General features: G+C 74.4%; 23 protein-coding genes. 15 read left to right on the plus strand and 8 right to left on the minus strand.

The annotated features are described in order from the left end of the window. Positions 1 to 118: 118 nt before the first annotated feature. The 9 genes from E9549_RS02665 (at position 119) to E9549_RS02705 (ending at position 7,840) form a co-directional block, all read left to right on the plus strand. On the plus strand, positions 119 to 1,489 hold the full coding sequence (locus E9549_RS02665; RefSeq protein ID WP_236825028.1) for an FAD-binding oxidoreductase: 1,371 nt from the start codon (positions 119 to 121) through the stop codon (positions 1,487 to 1,489). Positions 1,490 to 1,527: 38 nt separating this feature from the next. Beyond that, complete coding sequence (locus E9549_RS02670; protein ID WP_236825029.1) at positions 1,528 to 1,890, plus strand: hypothetical protein; 363 nt, start codon at positions 1,528 to 1,530, stop codon at positions 1,888 to 1,890. A 37-nt stretch (positions 1,891 to 1,927) separates the two neighbouring features. After that, positions 1,928 to 2,158: a hypothetical protein gene (locus tag E9549_RS02675; RefSeq protein ID WP_236825030.1), complete on the plus strand. Its 231-nt coding sequence runs from the start codon at positions 1,928 to 1,930 to the stop codon at positions 2,156 to 2,158. A 424-nt stretch (positions 2,159 to 2,582) separates the two neighbouring features. After that, positions 2,583 to 2,873 (plus strand): hypothetical protein, encoded by a 291-nt coding sequence (locus E9549_RS02680; protein WP_236825031.1) that lies wholly within the window; start codon positions 2,583 to 2,585, stop codon positions 2,871 to 2,873. Positions 2,874 to 2,878: 5 nt separating this feature from the next. After that, positions 2,879 to 4,276, plus strand: a complete 1,398-nt coding sequence (locus E9549_RS02685) for an FAD-binding oxidoreductase (RefSeq protein ID WP_236825032.1) — start codon at positions 2,879 to 2,881, stop codon at positions 4,274 to 4,276. 46 nt (positions 4,277 to 4,322) lie between these two features. After that, positions 4,323 to 4,658, plus strand: a complete 336-nt coding sequence (locus E9549_RS02690) for a hypothetical protein (protein WP_236825033.1) — start codon at positions 4,323 to 4,325, stop codon at positions 4,656 to 4,658. Continuing rightward, positions 4,655 to 5,503 (plus strand): alpha/beta fold hydrolase, encoded by an 849-nt coding sequence (locus E9549_RS02695; protein ID WP_236825034.1) that lies wholly within the window; start codon positions 4,655 to 4,657, stop codon positions 5,501 to 5,503. Before E9549_RS02690 ends, E9549_RS02695 begins: the two co-directional genes overlap by 4 nt. Further along, positions 5,503 to 6,717, plus strand: coding sequence for an NAD(P)/FAD-dependent oxidoreductase (locus tag E9549_RS02700; RefSeq protein WP_236825035.1), 1,215 nt, complete (start codon positions 5,503 to 5,505; stop codon positions 6,715 to 6,717). The genes E9549_RS02695 and E9549_RS02700 overlap by 1 nt, the downstream gene beginning before the upstream one ends. A 319-nt stretch (positions 6,718 to 7,036) precedes the next feature. Next, positions 7,037 to 7,840, plus strand: a complete 804-nt coding sequence (locus tag E9549_RS02705) for an alpha/beta fold hydrolase (protein ID WP_236825036.1) — start codon at positions 7,037 to 7,039, stop codon at positions 7,838 to 7,840. Between the two features lie 138 nt (positions 7,841 to 7,978). Here E9549_RS02705 and E9549_RS02710 read toward each other — a convergent pair whose 3' ends face one another. Next, positions 7,979 to 9,517: an HD domain-containing phosphohydrolase gene (locus E9549_RS02710; protein ID WP_236825037.1), complete on the minus strand. Its 1,539-nt coding sequence runs from the start codon at positions 9,515 to 9,517 to the stop codon at positions 7,979 to 7,981. Positions 9,518 to 9,633: 116 nt separating this feature from the next. Continuing rightward, positions 9,634 to 9,882: a glutaredoxin domain-containing protein gene (locus E9549_RS02715; protein WP_236825038.1), complete on the minus strand. Its 249-nt coding sequence runs from the start codon at positions 9,880 to 9,882 to the stop codon at positions 9,634 to 9,636. 365 nt (positions 9,883 to 10,247) lie between these two features. On the opposite strand from E9549_RS02715, the gene E9549_RS02720 reads away from it, so the two are divergent. From E9549_RS02720 to E9549_RS02740, 5 genes are all read left to right on the plus strand, one after another. Continuing rightward, positions 10,248 to 11,885, plus strand: coding sequence for a LuxR family transcriptional regulator (locus E9549_RS02720; protein ID WP_236825039.1), 1,638 nt, complete (start codon positions 10,248 to 10,250; stop codon positions 11,883 to 11,885). Positions 11,886 to 12,020: 135 nt separating this feature from the next. After that, complete coding sequence (locus tag E9549_RS02725) at positions 12,021 to 13,109, plus strand: class I SAM-dependent methyltransferase (RefSeq protein WP_236825040.1); 1,089 nt, start codon at positions 12,021 to 12,023, stop codon at positions 13,107 to 13,109. 117 nt (positions 13,110 to 13,226) lie between these two features. Then, complete coding sequence (locus tag E9549_RS02730) at positions 13,227 to 13,862, plus strand: hypothetical protein (RefSeq protein WP_236825041.1); 636 nt, start codon at positions 13,227 to 13,229, stop codon at positions 13,860 to 13,862. A 470-nt stretch (positions 13,863 to 14,332) separates the two neighbouring features. Beyond that, entirely contained in the window at positions 14,333 to 14,926 is a 594-nt protein-coding gene (locus E9549_RS02735) for an HhH-GPD-type base excision DNA repair protein (RefSeq protein ID WP_236825042.1), read from the plus strand. A 98-nt stretch (positions 14,927 to 15,024) separates the two neighbouring features. Beyond that, positions 15,025 to 15,369: a DUF3099 domain-containing protein gene (locus E9549_RS02740; protein WP_236825043.1), complete on the plus strand. Its 345-nt coding sequence runs from the start codon at positions 15,025 to 15,027 to the stop codon at positions 15,367 to 15,369. A gap of 7 nt (positions 15,370 to 15,376) precedes the next feature. Here the strand turns inward: E9549_RS02740 and E9549_RS02745 are convergent, their stop codons facing one another. Then, positions 15,377 to 16,252: a carbohydrate kinase family protein gene (locus tag E9549_RS02745; protein WP_236825044.1), complete on the minus strand. Its 876-nt coding sequence runs from the start codon at positions 16,250 to 16,252 to the stop codon at positions 15,377 to 15,379. 11 nt (positions 16,253 to 16,263) lie between these two features. After that, positions 16,264 to 17,193, minus strand: coding sequence for a pseudouridine-5'-phosphate glycosidase (locus tag E9549_RS02750; RefSeq protein WP_236825045.1), 930 nt, complete (start codon positions 17,191 to 17,193; stop codon positions 16,264 to 16,266). Between the two features lie 80 nt (positions 17,194 to 17,273). Here E9549_RS02750 and E9549_RS02755 point away from each other — a divergent pair, with 80 nt between their 5' ends. Then, a complete protein-coding gene (locus E9549_RS02755) occupies positions 17,274 to 17,504 on the plus strand; it encodes a DUF3039 domain-containing protein (RefSeq protein WP_236825046.1) in 231 nt (76 codons plus the stop codon). 10 nt (positions 17,505 to 17,514) lie between these two features. Here the strand turns inward: E9549_RS02755 and E9549_RS02760 are convergent, their stop codons facing one another. The 4 genes from E9549_RS02760 to E9549_RS02775 form a co-directional block, all read right to left on the minus strand. Continuing rightward, positions 17,515 to 18,573 carry a YihY/virulence factor BrkB family protein gene (locus E9549_RS02760; RefSeq protein ID WP_236825047.1) on the minus strand — a complete coding sequence of 353 codons (1,059 nt, stop codon included), beginning with the start codon at positions 18,571 to 18,573 and terminating at the stop codon, positions 17,515 to 17,517. Positions 18,574 to 18,656: 83 nt separating this feature from the next. Next, a complete protein-coding gene (locus E9549_RS02765; RefSeq protein ID WP_236825048.1) occupies positions 18,657 to 20,981 on the minus strand; it encodes a VanW family protein in 2,325 nt (774 codons plus the stop codon). Between the two features lie 142 nt (positions 20,982 to 21,123). After that, positions 21,124 to 21,348, minus strand: a complete 225-nt coding sequence (locus E9549_RS02770; RefSeq protein ID WP_091930645.1) for a hypothetical protein — start codon at positions 21,346 to 21,348, stop codon at positions 21,124 to 21,126. Between the two features lie 447 nt (positions 21,349 to 21,795). After that, positions 21,796 to 23,136: an RNA polymerase sigma factor gene (locus tag E9549_RS02775; RefSeq protein WP_236825049.1), complete on the minus strand. Its 1,341-nt coding sequence runs from the start codon at positions 23,134 to 23,136 to the stop codon at positions 21,796 to 21,798. Positions 23,137 to 23,349: the final 213 nt, after the last annotated feature.

Raw genomic sequence — 23,349 nt, forward strand, 5'->3', positions numbered from 1 at the left:
GCCGGCGTCGATGGCCAGAACTGACCATGCGGATCCGCCGGGCGGGTCGCGCACATCTGGTCATGTGGGGCGAGGCCCCCGTCCCTAGCGTCGAGGTCCCACACCTCGAGGAGGAGTCATGGCCATGCCAGCACTCGACAGTCTGTCGGCGCGGGTGAGCGGACCGGTCATCCGGCCGGGGGACGAGGGCTACGAGGAGGCCCGGCACGTCTACAACGCCATGATCGACGCACATCCGGCGGTCGTGGTCCGGTGCGCGAGCACGGCCGACGTCGTGGCCACCGTGCGCTGCGCCGCCGAGAGCGGCAGCCTGCTGGCCGTGCGCGGCGGCGGGCACAGCGTGCCCGGATTCGGCACGGCGGACGACGCGGTCGTCGCGGACCTGTCCGGGATGCAGTCGGTCGACGTCGACGACGCGATGCGCACCGCCACGGCCGGGGGCGGCACCACCTGGGGCCGCTTCAACGACGTCACCGCCGCGCACGGTCTGGCCACGACCGGCGGCATCGTCTCCACGACGGGGGTCGGCGGCCTGACCCTCGGTGGTGGCATCGGCTACCTGTGCCGCGGCTACGGGCTCTCCTGCGACAACGTCGTCGAGGCCGAGGTGGTGACCGCCGACGGATCGGTGGTGACGGCCAACGAGTCCGAGCACCCGGACCTGTTCTGGGCACTGCGAGGAGGCGGCGGCAACTTCGGCGTGGTGACCCGGTTCACCTTCCGGCTGCACCCGGTGACTGCCATCTACGGCGGACCGATGTTCTTCGAGCTGTCCGACGGTCCGGCGATCCTGAGGCACTTCCGGGAGTTCATCCGGACGGCGCCGCGCGAGTACGGCGGCTTCCCTGCCTTCCAGATCGCGCCGCCGCTGCCGTTCGTGCCGGAGAACCGGGTCGGTGAGCCGTTCGTCGCCGTGGTGTCCTGCTGGACCGGACCCGCGGCCGAGGGCGAGCGGATCATCGACGGCTTCCGCGAGGTGGCCCGTCCGGTGGCCGAGCACGTCGGTGAGATGCCGTACGCGGCGCTCAACAGCGCCTTCGACGGGCTCGTCCCGCCGGGTCTCCAGCACTACTGGAAGGCCGCCTTCGTGCGCGAGCTGACCGACGACGCGATCGCCGCGCACATGGAGCACGGGCCGAGGGTGCCCACGGTGAACTCGACGGTGCACCTCTACCCGATCGACGGCGCCGTCCACGACGTGGCGGCGGACGCGACGGCGTTCGGGCACCGCGACGCCTCGTTCGCACCGGTCATCGCCGGCATGTGGCCCGACCCCGCGGACAACGAGCGCAACACCGCGTGGGTCCGCGACTACCACGCGGCGATCGCCCCGCACTCCGAGGCCGGGGGATACGTCAACTTCGCCTCGGCCGACGACCAGGTGCGCGCCGACGCCAACTACGGCGCCAACCACCACCGCCTCCGGGAGGTGAAGCGTCGCTACGACCCCGACAACGTGTTCCGCCTGAACCAGAACATCCAGCCCTGACCCGGTGCCCGCCGCGGCGCCCGAACCGAGGAGACGACATGCGCGTCATCAACCGCACGGACCTGCCCATGGCCATCGAGGGGGGCGGTCTCGAGTTCCGGAAGGACGAGGCCGGTGAGAACACGATCGCGTGGGTCCGGGTCCCCGCCGGCACGGATCTCCGGCCGGCGTTGGCCGGCCTGCCCGGTGACCTCTGCCCGTGCCCGCACTGGGGCTACATGATCTCGGGCCGGCTGCGCATGCACACCAAGGACGGCGACTCCACCTACGAGGCCGGGCAGGCTTTCTACTGGGCGCCCGGGCACGCACCGGAAGCACTGGAGGACTGCGAGTACCTCGACGTCTCGCCGACCGCCGAACTCGAGGAGGTCGTCCGCCATCTGCAGGGTGGGTCGGCCTAGTCCTCGCGATCACCGCGATCGCGCGGTCGGACCGACCGTGCCACGCGGACCGCTCCGGTCGACCCGGACCACCCCCGTTCACCTCACCGACCGGGAGCTCGAGGGGGTGACCCCGGTCCGGGGAGGCCGGAGCGAGGCCGGCATCGCCGCGGTGCTGCACCCGTCACCACGAACCGTCGTGCACCACGTGGCCGGGAGCTCCACCGAGCTGGGCGTCACCACCCGCGCCGAGGCGGTCGCACGCACCGCCGACGCCGATCTGTTCTAGGTATCCGCGGCCGCGAAGCCCGTGCGCGCCCGGCCCGATGCCCGTGCAGATACCGATGTGCCGGTCCGGCGTCGTTCCTACGTTGGTGGCAGGCGGTCCTTTCCGGACTGCTGTCCCGGCCGACAGGGAGGACACCGTGACCACCACGGGATCGACATCGGGATCGACGTCCGGGCGCTGACCGGGACGGCCCAGGCCATCGAGGAGGACCCGGGCCTGGGCGCCTCCACGTTCCGCGCCCGCAGCCGGTGGCAGGACGGGACGTGCGACACGGGGGAGCTCCACCCGTGGACAGCTCGAGGAGCTGTGCCGGTCCGTCCGCGGAGCCCTCGCCGGTGCGCGACCCGCCGGCCGATCCGCTGCCGATCGAGACGGCCCTCGATGTCCTCTGACAGCCAGGGCGCTCGGCAGAAGGGAGAGACAGATGTACATCCAGCTCATCGAATTCCGCACGTCCCGCCGGGAGGAGCTCCTCGAGCTCGCTCGGCGGTGGTCGGGCGATGCGACCGGCAACGGCACGGCCGACGCGACGTGGTTGTGCACCGACCGCGACGATCCCGGTGCCTGGCGGTTGATCGTCCGGTTCCCGTCGTACGACGCGGCCATGCAGAACTCCCAGCGAGCCGAGACCGACGCGATGTCCCGTGAGTTCGCCGCCCTGTGCGACGGCGAGCCGGTGTTCCGCAACCTGGACGTCGTCCACTCCGAGGGGTAGGGGCCATGTCTCCGACGCGACTCGTGCAGGACGACGTGGACCTCCTCCGTCGACGGCTGGACGGCGCCGTGGCCGCTCCGGGGGATCCGGGGTACGACGAGGCCCGCGCGGTCTGGAACGCGATGATCGACCGGCGTCCTTCCGCGGTGGTCCGGGTGGCCGACGTCGACGACGTCGTCTCGACGATCGGCGCGGCGAGGGACCACCGGCTGGACCTGGCCGTCCGGGGCGGCGGTCACAACGTGGCGGGCAACGGGACCGTGGATGACGGGATCGTGCTCGACCTCGGCGACCTGAACGGGGTGTCGGTCGACCCGGACAGCGCGACCGTCCGGGTCGAGGGGGGATCGACCCTGGCCGACGTCGACGCCGCGACCGCGCCCTACGGGCTGGCGGTGCCGCTGGGCGTGGTGTCCGCCACCGGGGTCGGCGGGCTGACCCTCGGCGGTGGGGTCGGCTGGCTGACCCGGCCCCACGGGCTGACCGCCGACAACCTGCTGTCCGCCGAGCTCGTCACCGCCGACGGCGAGCTGCTGACAGCCGGGCCCGAGGAGCACGCCGACCTCTTCTGGGCCCTCCGCGGGGGCGGCGGCAACTTCGGCGTCGTCACCGCCTTCACCTTCCGTGCCCACCGGCACGGGCCGGAGGTCTTCAGCGGCAACCTGGTGTACGGCCAGGACCGCTGGCCCGAGGCCTGGGCGGCGCTGGAGCGGTGGACGCGGGACCTGCCCGACGAGATGACCATGATCACGACGACCCTGACGCCACCACCGGCCATGGAGATGGGGAACGATCCGCTCCTGATCGTCGGGTTCGCCTGGTCCTCGCCCGACCGGGCGGCCGGTGAGGCCGTCGTCGGGCGGTTGCGCGAGCTGGCGCCGCCGGACCAGGAGGAGATCGGGGACAACCGGTGGGTCGACTGGCAGTCGGTCCTCGACGGGCTGGTGCCGAAGGGCGTCCGTGCCTACTGGCGCAACGCCTCCTTCGACCGGCTCGACGCCGAGGTGATCGACGTCCTCACCCGGCGTGGCCGCGAGCAGACCTGGACCGGCACGGCCTTCGACGTCCACCACCTCGGTGGCGCCTTCGGCCGCGTGCCCGAGGATGCCACGGCGTTCCCGAACCGAGCGGCTCGCTTCTGGCTCAACGTGTACGGCTTCTGGGACGACGCCGCAGCCGACGGCGACCGGGTCGCCTTCGTCCGCGGCCTGTCCGCGGACATGGACGAGTTCGCCACCGGCGGCCAGTACCTGAACTTCCTGGGGCAGGAGACCGCCGGCCATCGGGCCGTCGACCCACGCACCGTCTTCGGCCCCGCCAAGTACGGACGGCTGGTCGAGGTCAAGCGGCGGTACGACCCCGAGAACCTCTTCCACGTCAACCACAACATCCCACCCGGCTGATCCTGCGGGGAGCCGAGGATGCGCATCCGGATCCATGGGAGGACGCATGCTGGAGCACACGAACCTGGACACCGGCGCCGGATCCGTGCAGGAGTTCGAGCACGGCCACCTCGCCTGGGGGGCCGTCGGCGAGTACACGGCGTGGAAGCTGACCGCCGGACCCGGCTGGCGCTACTCACAGCACGTCGGACCGCTCGAGGGCACGGGGAGATGCCAGGAGGACCACGTGCTCTTCGTGGTGTCCGGACGGATGGGGACCCGGATGGACGACGGCGAAGAGCTGGAGAGCGGACCCGGCGACGCCGTCCGCATCCCCCCTGGGCACGACGCCTGGACGGTGGGGGAGGACACGCTGGTCGCGCTGGGGGTGGACCCGCGATGACCACGGAGATGCTCTCGCTCGACGGCGCCCGTCTGGCCTACGAGGAGCAGGGATCCGGCGCCCCGATCGTCCTCGTGCACGGTGCGGCGACCGGGCCGGCGGCGTGGGGATCCGTGCCCGGGATGCTCGCCCAGGAGCACCGGGTCATCCGGTACGACCGCCGCGGGTTCCCGCGGTCCGGAGGCAGTCCCACTGCCGATGCCCGACGGCACGTGGCTGACCTGGCCGCGGTGCTGGAACGCGTGGTACGCACGCCGGCCACGCTGTTCGGCTGGAGCAGTGGTGGCAACCTCGCGCTGGCCCTGGCCGCGCAGCGGCCGGACCTGGTCTGGTCCGTCGTGGTGCTGGAGGCGCCCTTCCACGGCCTGCGCAGGCCGTGGAACGGGCTGGTCCCCGCTCTCCTCGGCGCCAAGATCCGCCAGGCACGGGGTCGACGCCGCGAGGCCGCGGCGCACTTCTTCCGCTGGGTGAGCACCCGGCGCTCCGGCGGCAACTCCTTCGACGACGCACCGGCCGAGGTCCGCGGAGACCTGCTGAACTGCGCGGACGCCATGCTCGCCGAGCTGAACCCGCATCCCAGCGGCATCCTGATGCACCACGTGAGGGCCGGCGACGTCGCGGCCTGCCCCGTCCCGCTGACCTGGCTGCTGGCCGAGGACAGCGGTCCCTGGTACGCGCAGCTGCACGCCGACATGCAGCGCCGCCGGCCGACGCTGCGCACCGTCCGGATCGAGCGGGCCGGGCACTTCGCCGTCCTCGACCGACCGCGCGCCGTCGCCGACGCGGTGCGCGAGGCGGTTGCGGACTCACCGCAGGCAGTCCGACCGGCGAGAGGTCATCGGTGATGAGGAGCCGCACAGCAGGTACGGAGTCCGAGGAGACGCTGCCGGTCGTGGTGATCGGGGCCGGGCCGACCGGTCTGGCCACCGCGGCCGGCCTCGGCCGCCGCGGGGTGCCGGCCGTCGTCCTCGAGCAGGGGGACGGCGTCGGCGCCGCGTGGCGCGGGCGCTACCGGGGGCTCCGGCTGAACAGCGGCCGTACCTTCTCCGGGTTACCGGGGATGCGCATGCCCCGCCAGGCCGGCACGTTCCCGGGCCGGGACGACGTGATCGCCTACCTCGAGGCGTACTCCGCCGCGGCCGGGATCGACGTCCGCACGGGCGTCCGCGTGCGGCGGGTGACCCACGATCGCGGCCAGTGGCGGGTCGTCACCGACCACGGGGACCGGCGCACCGGCGAGGTCGTCGTCGCCACCGGGCTGCTGTCCCGCGGGTGCGTGCCCTCGGAGTGGGGCGCGGAACGATCCTCGATCCGCGCTCTGCACTCCACCGGCTACGGGGACCCGGCCCCGTTCACGGGATGCGATGTGCTCGTGGCGGGGGCCGGCTCGTCGGGGCTGGAGATCGCGCACGACCTGGCGCGCGGTGGCGCCCGCAGCGTCTGGCTGTCGGTGCGGAGGCCCCCGAACATCCTGCCCCGCGCCGTGGCCGGGATGCCCGGCGACCCGGCGGTGCACCTGCTGCGCCGGCTGCCACCACGGGTGGCCGATGCGGCCGTGCGGCCGCTGCAGCGGCGCACCATCGGCGACCTCACCGACGTCGGCCTGCCCGCACCGGACGAGGGGCCGTTCACCCGCCAGCGCCGGCCGCTCGACGCCGGGCCGGCCATCGTCGACCGCGAGGTCGTGGACGACCTGCGGGCCGGCCGGATCCGGGTGGTGGCGGCGGTCGAACGGCTGAGCCGCGACCGCGTGCACCTGGCCGACGGCAGCAGCCTGCGGGTGGACGCGGTGATCGCTGCCACGGGCCTGCGCCCCGGGCTCGAGCCGCTGGTGGGCGACCTCGACGTGCTGGACGGCGACGGTCTCCCGGTGGCCCAGGACGAGCAGCCCGCGCTGCCGGGTCTCCGGTTCGTCAACTTCGGGATGCGGCCCGGGCTGCTCGTCGCCGCCGGTCAGCGCGCCCGCCGCACGGCGATCGCGATCAGCCGTGAGTACCGGGAGAGGGACGACGAGGCGGAGCGCCCCCGGTGGCTCGCTCGCCGCCCCGGAACGGTGTGAGGCGGCACCCCGGTGACGGCTCCGAGGGGGCTGCCGTTCGACGGCCCTGCGCTCGTCGAGGCCCGGACGGGCCCCTGGTTTGCAGCGGGCCGGTGCGCCTCCGTCGGGGTCCGCCCAGTCGCCCGGGTGCTGGCGGTCTCGCCAGCGGGATGAACGACGCCCATGCACAGCACGTTCTCGCGGGTCATGCGACGGAGGCTCTCCGCTCCGGGACCGGCCGGCCACCCGCCCGACGGCGGATGGGGTGTTCGCCCGATGTGCTCGAGCACGGGTCGGGGCGACGCTGGGTCCTGTCAGGCATCACGGACGAGGAGGAGCCATGACCACGCGGACCACGCCCGGGGCGATCGCACGGAGCACGAGGTCCCGGGACGGGACCGCCATCGCCTGGTGGACGAGCGGAACCGGGCCCGACCTGCTGCTGGTGCACGGCACCACCGCCGACCACACCCGGTGGGAGGTGATGACGCCGCTGCTCGAGCCGCACGTGACCGTGCACGCGATGGACCATCGCGGCCGTGGCGGCAGCGGCGACGCGCCGGACTACTCGCTGGCGGCCGAGGCGGACGACGTCGCCGCGGTCGTGGACGCGATCGGCGGGCCGGTCGACGTCTTCGGCCACTCGCAAGGAGCCCTGTGCACGCTGGAGGCGTCGCTGCGGACCTCGGGCATGCGGCGGATGGTGCTCTACGAGCCGCCGATCGAGGTGGCCGCGCCCCCGGAGGTCCGCCGGCGCGTGGCTGAGCTGGTGGCGCGGGGCCGCCGGGACGAGGCCGTGGGGGTCTTCCTGCGCGAGGTCGCCGGACTCACCGATGACCAGCTGGCCCGGGCGCGGACGTTGCCCTCGTGGGCGGCGCGGGTCGCGGCGGCGCACACGGCGGTGCGCGAGGAGGAGGTGTCGGCCGCCTACCGGTTCGACCCCGCCCGGTTCGCGCGTTCCGCCGTCCCCACGCTGCTGCTGGACGGGACGGAGAGCCCGCCGGACCTGCGTGAGGGCACGGCGCGGGTGGCTGCGGCGCTGCCCGGCGCCCGAGTCACCCGGCTGGAGGGCCACGGGCACGTGGCGATGCTCACCGATCCCGAGCTGGTGGTCCGGGAGGTCCTCGCCTTCCTGGCCGGGTGACGGCAGCGGCCGGGCGGATCGAGGACCAGGCATCGTCGCGGGCGTGCGCGGTCCGGGCGGGTCATCGGGTGCTCCCCGCGGACGGTCGGAGGCACCCAGCGCCGACCGGGCGGTGGTCCGACGCATCGGACGGACGCCCTACTCGTCCAGCAGGCCGTTCTCCATCGCGAACAGCGCGGCCGCGGGCCGGGTGCTGACGCCGACCTTGGCGTAGATGTGCTCGACGTGGTGGCCGACGGTCTTCGCCGAGATCCACAGCCGGCCGGCCACCTCCCGGTTGGAGTGGCCGCGGGCGATCAGGCGCAGCACCTCGACCTCGCGGTCGGAGAGCCCGGCCGGCCGGGGGATCGACCGGTGGACGGTCGTGCCCTCGGACGCGGCCAGCACCGCCTCTGCGGCCGCCGGATCCAGGCGCCCCCCGGTGGCCTCCGCCCACAGCAGGTCGCGGGCGCGTGCCGGCGACAGGGCCGGCCGGTGCGGCCGGTCCTCACCCAGGGCCGTCCACACGTCGGCCGCCGCGAGGAGGCGGGCGGACCGCGAGAGCCGGCCGCCCGCCGTGCCGCGGTGGTAGCCGGATCCGTCGAGCCGCTCGTGGTGTGCACCGGCCACGGCGGCCACGGCCTCGAGGCCGGTGCACCGGCCGAGCACCCGCTCCGACAGGTAGGGGTGCAGCCGCACCCGCTCGGTCGCAGCCACGTCGAGGGGACCGGTGTGCTGCCACACGCCCGCGGGAACGCCGACCGTGCCGACGTCGGCAACCAGCGCAGCACGGCGCAGCGTGGCGAGATCCGTGCCGGCGAGGCCGCACGCCTCGCCGGCCCGCCCGACCGTGCGGGTCAGCTGCGCCGAGCGGCCCCGGGTCCAGGTGGAGCGGAGGTCCGTGAAGTCACCGACCGCTGCCAGCGCGCGGTCCACCCCGTCGGGGTCCATCCGGGCCACGGGCGCGGGCTCGGCCGCCAGCACGTCATCCCACGGCGAGCGGCCGTCGTCGGGCAGACCGACGACCGGGACGGCGTCCACGACCGCTGGGTCGTACGCGGCGCCCCGGCGGCGCGCCAGCACGTCCAGGGCCACCTGCGCGCCGGCCAACCGCTGCCACAGCACGGCGTCGCGCGCGACGACCACCACCCGGACGGCGATCGGCACCGCCTCGCCGGCCAACCCGTCGGGCAGTCCCCGACCGTCCCACCGCTCGTAGGCGTGCCCGAGTGCTTCGACCACACCGCTGCCGAGGCCCAGCCGAGCAGCCAGCCGGGCGCCCACCTCGCAGTGCGACACCTCCGACCGGGAGGCCCGCAGCGTCTCGACCACGAGCCGGGCCCGTCGGGCCGGCGGCTGCCCCCGGCCCGCGCCTCGTACGACGGCGCGGAGGCCCTCTGCGGTCGAGCCCATGTAGACCGGTGCGAAGCCGGCGAAGAACTCCAGGTTGTCACCCCCGGCCAGGTGCGCCATCTCCGGTGCATCCGCCGTGCACCCGAGGAAGCGCAGCAGGGCGACGTAGTACACGTCGCTCGTCGTCCCAGGATCCAGGCCGAGTTCCCGGGCGAGGCTGGTCGCCAGCCGGCAGGTGCGCAGCGCGTGCTCCATCGGCTGACCCGTGGCCAGATCGATGGCCAACGAGATCGCCGAGATCAGCTCGCTCAACCGCGGGCGCTCCGCGGGTGGGGGCGCGGCCACGGTTCCGAGTATGGCAACGGTCGGAGCGGTTCGGACCGGTCGGCGCGTGGGTCGGGGGACGGGTCGCCGGCTCTGCACACGAGCAGGCGTACGGCGGCGATCGGTCGTGCCGCGCGTCAGCGGCGCGCCATCGCCTCGCGAACCTGCCGGACCGAGGGATTGGTCAGGTGCTCGTCCCCGACGACCACGGTCGGCGAGAGCTCGTACCCCTTCTCGTGCCGGGCCCGTACCTCGGCCGCCCCCTCCTCGTCGTCGCGGAACCGCACCGACCGGTGCGGCACGCGAGCGAGGGTGAGCTGCGCCCGGAGCCTGGTGGAGTAGGGGCAGCCGGGCCGGTAGTACAGGATCGGGATGTCGGAGTCCATCGCGGACCTTCCTCAGCGTCGGAGGCCTGCCGTGCCGGTTACCGGGCCCGGCACGGTCCTGCCGGACAGTCTGGTCCCCCACGAGCCGAAGGGGGAGCCGGTTTCACGGCTCCGGTCGCGGAGCGCTCACGAATCCCCGCGACGACCGGCGGTACGGGGTACGCCGTGCCCGGACCGGGCACCTCCCGACCGTCAGGACGACGGGACCGAGAGCCCGAGGATCGACGTGTCCGGTCCGGTGGCCGTCGTCACCGGCGTGATCCAGGTGGCACTCGGAGTGGCGGGGGAGCAGGTGACGCGCCGTCGTCGGCGCCGTGGCGGTGAAGGCGTAGCCCTACGACGCCGTCAGGGTCGACACTGGCGGCATGGCCACGGCGGGGCCGGCGCTGGACGCGGCGCGGGCGGCCTCCCGGGGCGGCGACTGGCCTGCGGCCCGGGAGGCGTTCGCGCGCGCGGCCGAGCAGGGACGGCTGAGCTCCCCCGACGACCTGGTCGCGGCGGCGCAGGCCAGCTGGTGGTGCGGACTGGCGCAGGAGTCGGTCCGCCTCGTCGCCCGGGCGCACCGGCAACTGATGGACGCCGGCCGCATCGAGGCGGCTGCGCTGGCGGCCCTCGACGTGGCGATGCACCACCTGCTCCTCGGGCAGCTCCCGCTCGGCTCCGGCTGGATGAACCGGGCCGGGCGGCTGCTGCGCGACGTCCCGGAGTCGCCGGCGCACGGGTACGTCGCGTTCTACCGCGACGTCGAGTACAACCTGCCGCAGGCCTCGCCGGAGGGCGTTCTGGTCGCGGCCCGCGACATCGTCGCGCTGTCGCACCGGCACCCGGACCGGACGCTGGCGCTGGCCGCCCTCGTCGCCGAGGGGTACGCCCTCGTCGGGACGGGGCGGGTCCGGCAGGGGATGACGCTGCTCGACGAAGCGATGGTGGGGCTGGACGCCGAGGCCCTGTCGCCGGAGTGGCTGGGCAACGCCTTCTGCATGGCCATGGAGGTCGCCGAGCGGGTCGGTGACGTCGCGCGGATGCGCCTCTGGCTCGAGGGCGCCGAGCAGTGGCTGGACTCGCTGCCGGCGGCGGTGCTCTTCACCGGCGCGTGCCGCGTGTACCGGGCCCGGCTCTGGCAGCTGTCCGGTGAGTGGGAGCGGGTCGAGCCGGCGCTGGACCGGACCTGCCGCGAACTGCACGAGCTGTGCCAGGAGACGGTCGGGGCGGCCTGGCTGGTCCGCGGGGAGGTGCGACTGATCACGGGGGACCGGTTCGGGGCCGAGGCGGCGTTCGCGGAGGCGCACCGGCGCGGCGCCGACCCGCAGCCCGGATTGGCCCTCCTCCAGCTCGACCGCGGCGATGTCGCCTCCGCCGGCGCTGCGGTGCGGACGGCGCTGCTGGCCAGGACCGAAGGCCACCTGCACCACCGCGCCCGCCTGCTGGCGGCGGCCGTCCGCATCGCCTGCGCCGCGGACGACCTGCCCGAGGCGCACCGGCGTTCGGAGGAGCTGCACGAGCTCGGCCGGACCTGGCCGCAGTCCCTCGTCGTCCCGCTGTCGGACACCGCAGCCGGTGCGGTCGCGCTGGCACGGGGATCCCCGGCCGAGGCGTTGCCGTCCCTGCGGGCCGCCTGCCGTCGGTGGCAGGAACTGGGCACGCCCTACGAGGCCGCGTGCACCCGGCAGCTGCTCGCCCGCTGCTACCGGGCGCTGGGCGACCGGGCCAGCGCGAAGTTCGAGGAGGCAGCGGCGGCGCAGGTGCTCGCCCGGCTGCGCGCCCGTCCCGCCTGGTCGGATCTCGGCGGCCGGTCTGCCGCGCCGGCGCGGTCCCGCCTGACCCCGCGGGAGGGCGAGGTGCTGCGCCTCCTCGCGGAAGGGCTGCCCAACGCCGGCATCGCCGCGACCCTCACGATCAGCCGGCGGACGGTGGAGCGGCACCTGGCCAACCTCTACCCCAAGCTCGGCGTCACCTCCCGGTCCGCCGCCACCCGGTACGCGGTCGAGCACCGCATGGTCTGACGGGAGTACGCGGGAACACTCACCCGCGTCCCGCGCGGATGGGTGTTCGCACCGAAGCGCCGCGGTCCGCGCCCGCCCTAGCGTCGGCCCGAGCAGCCGAGCGGTTGCTCGAGCGCGGATCCCCCGGAGCGGACCATGACCACTACCCAGACGCAGCAGCGCCCGACGGACGAGCGGCGCGCGGCGGCGTTCGCCGATCGGATGGTCGGCGCGGTCGATGCGGCGGGCCTGGTGCTGCAGTGCAGCATCGGCGACCAACTGGGACTGTTCGACGTGCTGGCGGATCTGGACGACGCCACGTCGGAGCAGATCGCGCAGGCCGCCGGGTTGCAGGAGCGCTACGTGCGCGAGTGGCTCGCCGCGTTGACCGTGGCCGGCGTCGTGGAGCACGACGCGTCGTCGCGCAGCTACCGGCTGCCCGCCGAGCACGCCGCCGTGCTGACCCGAGCCGCCGGACCGGACAACCTGGCCCGGCTGTGCCGGTACATCCCGATGCTCGCCGAGGCGGAGCACCTGGTGGTGGAGGCGTTCCGCTCGGGCGGGGGAGTGCCCTACTCGGCGTTCAGCCGGTTCCACGAGGTGATGGCCGAGGACAGCGCGGCCGTCAACGACGCCTCGCTGCTCGACACGATCCTGCCCCTCGTCCCGGGTCTGCCGGAGCGGCTCACGGCCGGCGTCGACGTCGCGGACTTCGGCTGCGGCTCCGGCCACGCGGTCAACCTCATGGCCCGGGCCTTCCCGGCGAGCCGCTTCGTCGGCTACGACTTCTCGACCGAGGCCATCGGCCGGGCCCGGGCCGAGGCAGCCGGCTGGGAGCTGCCCAACGCCCGTTTCGAGGTGCAGGACGTGGCCGTGCTGGACCACGCCGACGACTTCGACCTGATCACCGCCTTCGACACCATCCACGACCAGGCGCAGCCGGCGCAGGTGCTGGCCGCCATCGCCCGGGCGCTGCGGCCGGACGGGGTCTTCCTCATGGTGGACATCACCGGGTCGAGCGAGGTCGCCGACAACATCGACCTGCCGCTGGCGACGCTCCTGTACACCTGTTCGTTGCTGCACTGCATGCCGGTCTCGCTGGGCCTGGGCGGGGTGGGGCTGGGCACCATGTGGGGCCGGCAGACCGCGCTGCGCATGCTCGGCGAGGCGGGCTTCGCCGACGTCGAGGTCCGCCAGATCGACACCGACCCGCAGAACGCCTACTACGTCTGCACCCTGGGCTGAGGTGAGGCTGGAGCGAACCGGAGAGGGGCCGGCGGACCGGCCCGTCGACGACGTCGTGCGGTGTGGCGGAGAGGCGGTTCGATGTGCGCGGTGGTCCGGTGCGAGACGCAGTCCGCGATGCAGCTCGTCGCCCGTGTCGAGAAGGTCGACCCGCCGTCGCGCACGGCGGTGTGCCGGGCCGCCGCCGTTGCGGTGGTCCGACTGCTCTCCGACGACCGGGCGCTGCCCGGCGGCGAGTGGGCCGCCGATGTCGACCGTTGGCTGACCGGCGGCGTGCGAAAGCTCTGCCGCCGAGCCCGGGGCGCTGCCTGGGAGCGAGTGCAGGCGGTCGCCGGCATCACCGCCGTGGTGGCCGGTGCGGAGGTGCGCGCGCTCGTGCCTCGATCGACCGTGCGGACCCCGTCAGCGATCGGCAGGCTGCCGCTGACCGGGAGGGAACCGGCCGATCCGGACGCGGCCGCAGCCATCGATCCGCGCCCGTCGGGGTCGGTCGTGGTGTCCATCTGCCCGGATCCGTCCCTGTCGCTGGGCAAGGCCTGCGCGGCGGCCGGTCATGCTGCCCAGCTGGTGGCCATGCGGATGCCGGCCGACCGGCTCACCCTGTGGAGGTCGGCGCGGTTCCCCGTGCTCGTGGAGCACCCGGACGTCGAACGCTGGCAGCACCTGCGGCTCCACTCACAGGTCGAGGTCCTCGACAGCGGGCTCACGGAGGTTCCGCTCGACACCTGCACTGCACTCGCCCGGTGGGCATGAGCCGCCCGGGACGAGGTCGCCGCTGACCTGCTGTGCGGCGATCCGGTCGGTCCTGCTGATCGGGATGCTGCTGGACCAGCACACGCGTCGACGAGACGGTGAGGGCTTCGCTGCCGGTGCCTCGACCCGGTGGACCGCGCCGCGGAACCACACGTCGGTCTGCCGGACAGGTCGTCGTCCGCCGATCGCTCGGCGTCGGCACGGGCCCGGGCGAGCCACGGTGCACGGTCGAGCAGGCGCAGCGCGGCGGAGGACATCGGCGCTCGTCGTCCCGCATCGGCTCACGGAGGATCTGCTCGCCGTCCTCGGTCGGACGGAACCCGATCGTCATGCTCACCTCCGAGGTGCTGGACAGCGGCTTCACGGATGCACAGCAACGGCGGACCCGGTGAAGACCGGTTGACCGGGGCGATCGCGCCACCTGCCGGTGGGTGATCTCTCCAGGGCCGTCCTACGGCACCATCTCCGGTGTGCCGACCCTCCGCATCGCCCAGGACCCCGCTGCCGACGAGCTCCTCGGCAGGGACCCGCTCGCCCTGCTGATCGGGATGCTGCTGGACCAGCAGTTCCCGATGGAGCGCGCCTTCGGGGCCCCGCGGCTGCTGGCCGACCGGCTCGGCGTCGAGACCCTCTCGGCGGAGCAGCTCGCGGCGATGGACCCCGAGGAGCTGGTGCGGGTCTTCCAGGGGCCGCCGGCCCTCCACCGGTACCCGGGGTCGATGGCCGGCCGGGCACAGGAGGTCTGCCGGACGCTGGTCGAGCGGTACGACGGCCGGGTAGAGGGGCTGTGGGCCGACGGCTGCGACGGCGCCACCCTGCTGAGGCGCCTGACCGGCCTGCCCGGCTTCGGTGCGCAGAAGTCGAAGATCTTCCTGGCCCTCCTGGGCAAGCAGTACGGCGTCACCCCGGCCGGCTGGCGGGAGGCGGCAGGGGACTACGGGACCGACGGTTCACGGCGCTCGGTCGCCGACATCACCGGTCCCGAGTCGCTGGCCGAGGTGCGGGCGTTCAAGCAGGAGCAGAAGCAGGCGGCGAAGGCGGCGAAGCAGGCTTCGGCGGGGTGACCGAGGCGCCTGCACCGGGCCCCGCGCGGTGGCACCATGGGGGTGGTCCGGGAGCCGGCGGGGCGCGACCCCGCGGACACCGGCCAGCGGAGGGAAGGGTGCCCGTGGCCTCGAGCCAGCAGTTCCCGCGAGCGCGCAAGCCGGAGCCGGTGCTCATCACCGAGGCCGCCCCGAGCCTGGCCGAGCAGCAGGCCAGGCGGAAGCGGCGCTACGCCATCACGATGGCGATCCGCGCCCTGGCGCTCATCCTGGCCGCCATCTTCTACAAGGTCGTCTGGCTGATGGTCATCCTGGCGGTCCTGGGCACGGTGCTGCCGTGGATCGCCGTCGTCATGGCCAACGACCGCCCGCCGAAGCCCGGGACCCGCCTGCGCGGCGTCGACGTCCGGCCCGACCGGGTGCTGGAGAACCCCGCCCGGCCCGGGCGGGTCATCGAGGGCTGAGCGCGGGTCAGCGGGCGCCGGGCCGACCGACCACCTCGGCCGCGCAGGCCAGCCCCGCGTCCAGCGCCTCCGCGGGGGAGCAGTGCGGGGTGCCCAGCCACGCCGCGAGGAGGCCGGCGGCGAAGGCGTCCCCGGCCCCGGTCGTGTCCACGACGGCCGCCGGCCGGGCGGGTCGGTGCACGACCTCGCCGCCCGCCGCCCACAGCGCGCCCTCGGCCCCGAGCGTCACGACGGCGACGGGGTGCCGGGCGGCCAGGGCTCGCGCGGCCTCGGTGACGTCGGCGCAGCCGGTCAGCAGGTGCGCCTCGTCGGCGTTGGGCAGCACCATGGTCGCCCCGGCCGTGTCCGCCAGCCAGCGCTGCACCCCGTAGCCGCGGAGCGGGCCGGTCGAGGCCGGGTCCACCGAGACGGTGCACCCGGCGCCCGCGGCCGCCTGCAGTGCCGCCAGCCCGGCGGCGCGGGGCCCCGGGTCGAGCAGGGTGTACCCGGACAGGTGCAGGTGGCCGCCCGTTGCGGGGGTGGGGACGTCCGCGGGGCGCAGCGCCAGGTTCGCGCCGCGGTCGGCGAGCATGCTCCGCTGCCCGTCGGGCTCGACCAGGCTGACGATGGTGCCGGTCGCGGCGCCCGGCACGGTGCGCACCCGCAGCTCCACCCCGGCCGCCGCCAGCTCGGCGGTCAGCCCGGCGCCGGCGGCGTCGTCCCCGGTGCAGCCGACCAGCACGACCGGCGTCCCCAGGCGGGCGAGGTGCGCGGCCACGTTCGCGCCCGCGCCGCCCCCGCGGCTGACGATGCGGGCCGGCCGGTCCGAGCCGGGGGCCGGCTCCCCGGAGAGGACCGCGACGACGTCGGTGGCGACGTCGCCGACCACGACGACCCGGGACATCACGGTCGCGCTCAGGCGGGGCGGGCGGCCAGCGCCGCGGCGATCCGGCCGGCGAGCTCGGCGTTGCGCAGCACCAGGCGCACGTTCACCTCGAGCGTCGCGCCTCCGCTCGCCCGGTGCAGGTGGTCGAGCACGAAGGGCGTCACGTCCTTGCCGCGCACCCCGGCCGCACCCGCCGCGGCCAGGGCGTCGGCGATGACCCGGTCGTGCAGCTCCCGGTCCAGCTGCTGGTCGGCCGGCAGCGGGTTGGCCACCACCACCGCCCCCGGCGCCAGTCCGCGGCGGGCGGCGAAGACCGCGGCGGCCTGCTCGGCGTCGGCGACCGACCAGTCCACCGCCGAGCCCGAGTCGGCGACGTAGAAGCCGGGGAAGGTGGTGGTCCCGTAGCCGACCACGGTCACCGACAGCGACTCCAGCCGCTCGAGGGTCGCGGGGACGTCGAGGATCGACTTCACCCCCGCGCAGACCACCACCAGCGAGGTGCGGGAGAGCGCGGTCAGGTCGGCGGACTCGTCGAAGGTCTCGACGGACTCCCGGTGCACCCCGCCCAGGCCGCCGGTGGCGAAGACCGCCACCCCGGCCGCCTCGGCCAGCAGCGCGGTGCTGGACACGGTCGTCGCGCCGCTCATCCCGAGCGCGGCGGCAACGGGCAGGTCGCGGACGCCCAGCTTCGCCAGGTCGGGGTCCGCGCAGACCCGGTCGACCTGCTCGGCGGTGAGCCCGACGTGCGGGGTGCCGTCGAGCACGGCGATGGTGGCCGGGACGGCGCCGCCGGCCCGCACCGCGGCCTCGACCTCGTCGGCGGCCGCCCGGTTGTCGGGCCGCGGGAGGCCGTGGGCGAGCAGGGTGCTCTCCAGGGCGACGACGGGCCGGCCGCCGGCCAGGGCGTCGGCGACCTCGGGGGACAGGACCGGGCGGGGGGAGCTGTTCGGGAGCGGCACCCTGTCATCATGGTCGGCGGGTACGGGAGCACCGCGGTGCACCCCGCCGCACCACTCGACCGTCGAGCAGGGAGCGCCTCATGAGCAGCAGCGACATCCTCGAGCGGCCGGACGTCCGCGACTCCGACACCGGCAACGCCAACGAGGTCTTCCACTACGTCAAGAAGAACAAGATCGCCGAGAGCGCCGTCATGGGCACCCTCGTCGAGGCGCTGTGCGGCGAGGTCTTCCCCGTGACGAAGAGCCCGAAGCCCGGCAGCCCGGTGTGCCCGGCCTGCAAGGAGGTCTACGAGCAGCTCCGCAAGGACTGAGTGCCCGGCCTCACCGCAGGCCGAGCCGGCGGGCCTCCTCGTCGATCTTCGCCTGCCGCCGTTCGCGCCGGCGCCGCTCGTGGCGGCGCAGGGGTGCGGGCCAGCGCGACTGGATGGTCGCGTTGAACTCCGCGCCGAGGAGGACCGCCATCCCGAAGAAGAAGCAGAACAGCAGCGCGCCGATCGGTGCCGCGAGGGCCCCGTAGGGCAGGGCCACGGTCAGGATGTCGCTGACGTAGGCGCGCAGCAGCAGGGCGGCCACCAGGAAGAAGCCGAGGCTCAGCACCGCGCCGGGCAGCTGCCGCCGCCACGGCAGCCGGTGCGGCAGCACGACGTGGAAGAAGCTGGTCAGCGCCAGGAGCAGCCCGATGACCACGATCGGCCAGTAGACGGCGTTGATGAGCATGTCCGTCGTGCCCCGCCAGTCCGGGGGGACCAGCGCGACCAGCCTGCCGCGCCCGAGCACGAGCAGCGGCAGCGTGAGCACCGCCAGCAGCAGCCCGACGACGAAGAGCCACAGCGCCTTGAGCCGGGTGCGGATCGGGCCGCGGACGTCGCGCTGGTCGTAGGCGATGACGATCGTGTTCATGAAGGTGGCCGTGGCCGACGAGCCTGCCCACAGGGAGAGCAGGAAACCGACGCTGACCAGCTCCAGCCGCCCCGAGCCGAGGATGTCGGCCAGCGTCGGGCGGACCAGGTCGTCGACGACGTCGGCGGTGAGCACCTGCGCGGAGGCCTCGAGCAGCTGCTCCTCGATCTGGGCGACGGCGTCCGCGCCGATCAGCGAGCCCAGGTAGCCCAGCGAGCCCAGCAGGCCGATGAGCAGCGGCGGCACCGAGAGGATCTGCCAGAACGCCGCCTCGGCGGACAGCCCGATGATGCGGTCCTGCCACGCCTTGGCCAGCGTGCGGCCGAGCACCTGCAGGGGCACCCGCAGCACCGCCGGCCACCGGCGCACCCGGGAAGGGCGCGGCACGTCGGCCCGCGTGGACCCCGCCGTCCCGGCACGGTCAGCGGGCTCGTCCGCACCGACCCCGGCGGGCGAGCCGCTGGGGAGGACGGCGCTCACCTGCCCAGTGTGCACGCCAGGGCGTCCACCGACCGGTGGGGTGCCGGGTGCGGCACCCCACCGGGGCGGGTCGGGACGGGACGTCAGGCCGCCCGGGCGCGCGACGGGCGCCGGCCGCCCGGCGCCGGGGCGCCGCCCGGGGCGGTGCCCTCGGGTCCTGGCGCCGGCGGTTCCACCGGCACGCAGTTGATCACCGGCTCGGCGGCGTAGCGGGTGCGGAAGTCCTCGCGCCTGATCTCCGCGCCGGTCCCGAGATCGCGGAAGACCCGGGTGACCGTGATGTCGAAGCCGGTCGATCCCGCCTGCGGCTCGCAGGTCGGGCTGTCGGGCTTGTCCTGCACGACCGGCTGGCGGATGTTGTAGCGCTCGCTGCTGATCGACTGGATCTCGTAGCGCTTGGTCCCGTAGAAGGTGACCGTGATCGTGCCGGGGGTCCACGCGGTGTCCACGTAGACGCCGGTGTCGCCGTCGTTGCGCCACTTCAGGTCGATCGAGTCGTAGTAGACCGTCGCCTCGCGGCCGGCCGGGTAGCGGCTGATGTAGTAGCTGTGCGGCTTGTGGAAGACGTCCTCGAGGCCGGCGAAGAAGACGGCGTTGAACATCGTCGTGGCGAACTGGCTGATGCCGCCGCCCACGGCGGTGGTGAACTCGCCGTTGTTGATGACGCCGGCCTCCACGTAACCCTGCGCGAGGCCGCGGGGCCCGGTGAAGCCGTTCAGGCTGAAGGTCTCCCCGGGCATGATGATCGCCCCGTCGACCTCCTCGGCGACCACCCGGATGTTCGTGCCGCTCGCGGGGTTGCCGATGTTGGTGGTGAAGCTGGAGATCTCCTCCCGGATGCCGAGGGCCTCGGCCTCCTGGGTGGTGAACTCCGCCGGCACGGGCCCCAGCTCGGCGGTGACGGTCCGCGGCGCCTGCTCGGTCAGCACGGGCAGCAGCTGCTCGGCCAAGCGGGCCGGCGCGATGCCGGTGCCGTCGACCGACGGGACGACGCTCACCGTGTCGCCGGACACCTCGAACGTGGCGTCCTGGGCCGGGGTGCCGAACTCGGAGAGCTCGTCGCCGAGGCCCGTCCCCAGCGCCTCGGGGTCGAGCCCGACGGCCAGTTCGCCGTCGTCCTGGGGCGTGAAGGTGAGGGAGCCGGCGATGGCGGTCACCGGGACCTCGACGGAGGTGGCGCCGTCCTGGCTCACGACCTGCACCGGTGCCGACAGCGCCGGGGTCACGGTCTCCTCGAGGACGCGGGTGGCCTCCTCGGCGTCGACGCGCACCGGGTCCACGTCCACGGGCAGCTCGATCGGCGTGCTCGGGTCACCGCCGGAGGCCAGCGCCTCGGTGATCGCCTCGGCCGCACCCTCGCGGTCCAGCGTCCGGCCGTCCACCGGCTCCACGACGGCGGGCGTGGTGCCCTCGATCGCGATGGTCGCGTCCTGCGGGGCCCGGTCGACCTGGGCGGCGATGCCCTCGATCTGGGCCTGCAGCGCGGTCTCCTCCCCGGTGATCACCGGCTCGACCTCCCGGTCGGAGAAGAGGGTGACCAGGCGGGTCCACGGGTTGAGCGGCTGCTCCTCGGCGGCGTCCACCGTGGCGGGGACGTCGAGGGTGATGCCGGCCGTGGCGGGGGAGAGGGTCCCCGTCACGTCGGCGGCGGTCACCGGGTGGTCGGCGACCACGCGGGGGGCGAGGCGCTCCTCGAGCCGCTGCGCGGCCGACGCGGGCGCCAGCCCGCCGACGTCGACACCCGCCACGACCGTGTTGCGGGGGACCTCGCCGGAGGCCACCAGCAGGTCGGCGCCGTAGAGGACGGCCAGGGCGGCGAGGACGCCGGCCGGCACCAGCGCCGCGCGACGGCGCCACCAGGGCCCGCGGGGCCCCTCCGTGCCGCCGTCGCCGGTGGGCGGGCCGTCGGCACCCCCGTTCCCGGGGCTGCGGGCCGCGAGGGATGCGCCCTGGTCCACGGGCACCGTGGGCAGGACGTCGCCGTCCTCCGCCGGGAGGGCGGTGGTGCGGTCGTCCACCGGCGGGATGACGGCGGTGCCCGCGGGGTCCTCCTCGCGGGAGGCGTCCCGGCCGGGCTCGGTGCCGGTGCTGCCCGCCTGCTGGACCGGAGCGGCCTCGGCGGAGGCGTCATGGGCGGCGGTGGTGCCGGAGGGAGCGGTTCCGGGGGAGCCGGCCTCGGTGGGCCCGGTCTCGGTGGGCCCGGTCTCGGTGGGCCCGGTCTCGGCAGAGCTGGTCCCGGCGGTGGCCGGTGCGGCGGGGGCACCGCGCTGCCAGTCACGGCCCACGGGCCGGGTGTCGTCCGGAGCGGCCTCGTACGCCGGCGTCTGACCGGTCGGCGGCGGGGGGCCGTCCCCGCCGTCAGGACGCATGCGCACCGTCTCGTCGGGCGCGGGGTGGTGCTGGGACATGGGGGTTTCCTCCGGTCGCCGCCGACCGGGGCTCCCCGGAGACGACGGAGCCGCCGGCCCGGCGCCCGCACGAGGCGGGACGTCGGACGCGGCGGCGTCGTCGGGTGAGGCGGTCATCGCGGGCGCGACGATAGCGCCTCTCTCACGCAGTTACGCGCTGCTCGCCCTCAGTGTCGATGATGTCGACGGCGATGTCACGCAGCTTGCCCTCGTACTCGCGGGCGTGGTGTCCGCAGAACACGAGGTCGCTGCCGTTGGCGAGCACGACACGGACCTTGGCAAGTGCGCCGCAGCGGTCGCAGTGGAAGGGCACGACCAGGTCGTCGGCGGCGGGGGTCGTCGTCAGCGTCTGGGTCATCTGGGTCATCACTCGCTCTCTACCGCACGGACCCGCGGCTGCGGATCGGCCTCCTGCACAGCGCCAGGATGGCCCCTCGGATTCCCGTTCCGACCCGGTTCATCCCGGACTCGCCGAAAGAGATGAGTCCGTAACACACCGGGTCTGGGTGGAGCGGGTCCAGCAGGGGACGTCACTGGGGTGGAACTGGTGGTGCACGTGCTGGTGATCATCTGCCGGACCGGTGCTCGACCGGCCCGACCGTGGGTCCGCTGCTGTTCTGACGGGCACCACGCTACGCCGTCTACCCGACAGGTGTCGGCGCACACCGGGTGTCACGCGTTCGTGACCCTCTTGCGCGACGGCCGTGGCCGGTGACCCCGGGAGGTCACCGGCCACGGGCGACATGGTGGAACCGGCCCCTCTCCAGGGGCCCGCGCCGGGCTTGCGAGGCGTGGGGAGGAGAGGGGTCCTTCTTCAGTCCAGGTAGTCGCGCAGGACCTGCGACCGGCTGGGGTGGCGCAGCTTCGACATCGTCTTGGACTCGATCTGCCGGATCCGCTCGCGGGTCACGCCGTAGACCTGGCCGATCTCGTCGAGCGTGCGCGGCTGGCCGTCGGTGAGCCCGAAGCGGAGGCGGACGACGCCGGCCTCCCGCTCCGAGAGGGTCTGCAGCACGCTGGTGAGCTGGTCCTGCATGAGCGTGAAGCTCACCGCGTCCACGGCGACGACGGCCTCGGAGTCCTCGATGAAGTCGCCGAGCTGGCTGTCGCCCTCGTCACCGATCGTCTGGTCCAGGCTGATCGGCTCCCGGGCGTACTGCTGGATCTCCAGCACCTTGTCCGGGGTGATGTCCATCTCCTTGGCCAGCTCCTCGGGGGTGGGCTCGCGCCCGAGGTCCTGGAGCAGCTCGCGCTGGATGCGGCCGAGCTTGTTGATGACCTCGACCATGTGCACCGGGATGCGGATGGTGCGGGCCTGGTCGGCCATCGCGCGGGTGATGGCCTGGCGGATCCACCACGTCGCGTAGGTCGAGAACTTGTAGCCCTTGGTGTAGTCGAACTTCTCGACCGCGCGGATCAGGCCGAGGTTGCCCTCCTGGATCAGGTCCAGGAACGCCATGCCGCGGCCGGTGTAGCGCTTGGCCAGGGAGACCACGAGGCGGAGGTTGGCCTCCAGCAGGTGGTTCTTGGCGCGCTCGCCGTCGCGGACGATCCAGTTGAGGTCGCGGCGCATCTGCGGGGAGAGCTTCTGGCCCTCCTCCTCGGCCTGCCGCAGCCGCTCGGCGCCGTAGAGGCCGGCCTCGATCCGCTTGGCGAGGTCGACCTCCTCCTCGGCGTTGAGCAGCGCGACCTTGCCGATCTGCTTGAGGTAGGCGCGGACCGAGTCGGCCGAGGCGGTGAGCTCGGCGTCCTTGCGGGCCTGCCGCAGCGCCTCGGACTCCTCCTCCTCGTCCCACTCGAAGTCGCCGCCCTCGGCGGTCTCCTCCTCGGCGGCGACCTCGACGCCGTCCTTGCCGGTGACGACGGTCTCGTCGAGCTTGAGCCCCTCGGAGCCGGCGTCGACGACCGCGACCGCGCCCTCCTTGGTGGCCACCGCGGTGAGCACGGCGCCCTCGCCGCCGCCCGGCGACGGCGTGATCGCCGGCTTCGCGCGGCCCTTGGCCGCGGTCTTGGTACCGGCGGCCTTGGCCGGTGCCTTCTTCCGTGCGGCAGCCGGCTCGGTGGCCGTCTTCTTGGCACGGGTACCGGCGGCGGCCGTCCTGGCGCGCGGGGTGCTCGCTGCGGCTGCTTCCGGTGCTGGCTGATCGGCGGGCACTCAGGTTCCTTCCCGTGCTGGGTGCGTTCCCCGGAGACCGTGTGGCCCGCGGGCAGCGGCTCCGGCCTGCGCTCGAGGGACGTGAGACCCCCGCGTGACCGGCACGGCGTTTGGCCGCGTTCGGGTCGGGGGATCCCTCCCGGCTGGAGAGCGGCGGGCTGGGGCTCCACCATTGTAACGACGTCCCCGGGTGAAACCACCGCCTCGCACCTG

Origin of the sequence: Blastococcus sp. MG754426, assembly GCF_021699055.1 — a bacterium.
Classification (GTDB): domain Bacteria; phylum Actinomycetota; class Actinomycetes; order Mycobacteriales; family Geodermatophilaceae; genus Blastococcus.